Here is a 2,075-nt window from a genome sequence, read left to right as displayed (position 1 = left end):
GGATTATCCGGTGGGCGCTTTGATTCGCATTTACTCTTCGAAGATACATTCGACAATATGACTCCAAGGAACAGCTCAAAAAAGAAAAGCTTCGGATATAATAAAGAGCCTAACGGAAGTGCAGCAGAGATGAATTTGATGAAAAAAAGGAAGACTTGTCTGGGCGATCTTTATGGATCCATAGGATTACCCGACATTTTCTTAAATATTTAAGTAATTACTTAGTACCTCCCCCCATAGCAATATGTTTGACAACGATAGAACCTCTTAAAATTTGAATGTTTTCTGCATCCAGCATAGAACGTAGAACATCCTTTGCTTTTAATCCATATTCCGTTATGTAGTATCTTTTATAAAGACCTTCTCGATCCGATGATATGAAAAGTAATGCTTCTAGGATTGCTAAAGCTTCGTCTATTTTAAAGCGGTACTTTTGGGACGAAAGACTTTTTACTCCAGCATGCTCCTTATAAACATTCATGATCTCTTTTTTCGAAATACCATCAGATTCCATAACAATAAAGAAAATATCAAGCACAATGCCATTTAAAGTTCTTTCGCAAATCTCTTTTATTTCAATGCTTCCATAACTCATAATACATCCCCCGCTATTAAATTCCTTATAGAACAAGCCTTTAACATAGTATAACATTACATAGCATAATGTAACACTATGTTATGAAATGTTACAATAAATATCCTTTATCCTTGATAACTGCTAATAGTCCACTAAACTACCGCTAGTTCGATACCTCTAGTCTTCATTACAAGCTAATGACTAGCACAATTGTACAGATAACAAGTGTAAAACAATATGTAACACATATCTCATGAAAAAGTAAAACAAATGTATTGCATAATGGCATATGTCATACAAAATGTTTTACAAAATAGTCGAAATGCAATACAAAATGTTATACAAAGTAGTGGAAACGCAATACAAAATGTCTTACAATCGCTATAAATGCAACACGAAATGTTTTACATATCTTCTGTTCACAACAATTCACTATGTAGTAACGGATCAGTGTCGGATGTTTTTCGCTGGGTCCTGGATTACTCATTGCTCGATGTGTGGGCTTCCTCGATTCAGCCGGGGGCCGGTAGCGTAGCGTTCGTTACAGGGGAAGGCAAAGCGTAGCTGCAGACTTCCGGCTGGCCGTCTGCTTCCCGCGACACTCCCCTCCTTGCTTGTTGTGCGTGCTTCCTCGTTCCGGCCGGGGCCGGTAGCGCAGCGTTCCGGTCCTGCCGCAGCTGACCGTCTATTCTCGTTGCACTCCCGCCTTGCTCGATTACATAATGTTATATTAAGTTATACAATGTAACACTATGTTAAAATCTTGTACTATAAGGGATTTTACGTGCTCGATTCCTCGATCCGGCTGGCCCTGTAGCGTAACGCTCCGGCCCTATGGTGACTGGCCGCGCCTGGAAGACAAGGTGTAGCTGCAGACTTCCGGCTGGCCGTCTGCTTCCCACGGAACTCCCTCACAGCTCGATGGAACGGGCCTCCTCGATCCGGCCGGGTCGGTAGTGTAGCGCTCCAGACCCTACGGCAGCAGGCCGCGCCAGGAAGACAAAAGCGCAGCTGCAGGCTTCCGGCTGGCCGTCTGCTCCCGGCGACACCTATCCCCGCTCGATTGGTGGGCTTCTGCGATCTGGCCGAGCTGGGAAGCGCAGCGTCCGGCCAGGCCGCAGCGACCCGCGCCAAACCATCAGACGAATCCAGCCAGTAATTTCAAAATACCGACTATGCCTGCAACAATAAGAGATACGATGATGCGTCTGATAATAACCTGCCGTGTCTTGGGATTCCGAAGAAATTTGAGATAATTTTTCATAAGTTTGTTCCCCCTTGAATTGGTATGATCTTAATTTTCAAAAAAGTAGAATTAATCCTTTTCCCACAAATTACCAAACTGATTATTTTTAAACGGTTTTTCACCCAAATAATATATTGTAAAAAGCCCGTTTATTTTAAGCTCTTTATGTACTTTATCTACGAAAGAATACGAACACCCAATAGGTCGTCGAAAAACCAAAATACAGCGCATGGCTGGCCGTCTGCTCCCACC

2 protein-coding genes are annotated in these 2,075 nt (G+C 42.9%); one reads left to right on the top strand and one right to left on the bottom strand.

The genetic code is table 11. The features are described 5' to 3' along the window. The coding region (locus tag ABES02_RS29905) for a hypothetical protein (protein ID WP_430141715.1) at positions 1-213 on the top strand (213 nt) is incomplete at its 5' end. 4 nt (positions 214-217) lie between these two features. Here ABES02_RS29905 and ABES02_RS29900 read toward each other — a convergent pair. Then, positions 218-595 (bottom strand): hypothetical protein, encoded by a 378-nt coding sequence (locus tag ABES02_RS29900; protein WP_430141713.1) that lies wholly within the window; start codon positions 593-595, stop codon positions 218-220. Positions 596-2,075: the final 1,480 nt, after the last annotated feature.

It is taken from the genome of Neobacillus pocheonensis (assembly GCF_050477905.1).
GTDB classification, from domain to species: Bacteria; Bacillota; Bacilli; order Bacillales; family Cytobacillaceae; genus Neobacillus; species Neobacillus pocheonensis_A.
Note: the sequence above shows the minus strand (reverse complement) of the source record. Positions and strands in the feature narration are given on the sequence as shown.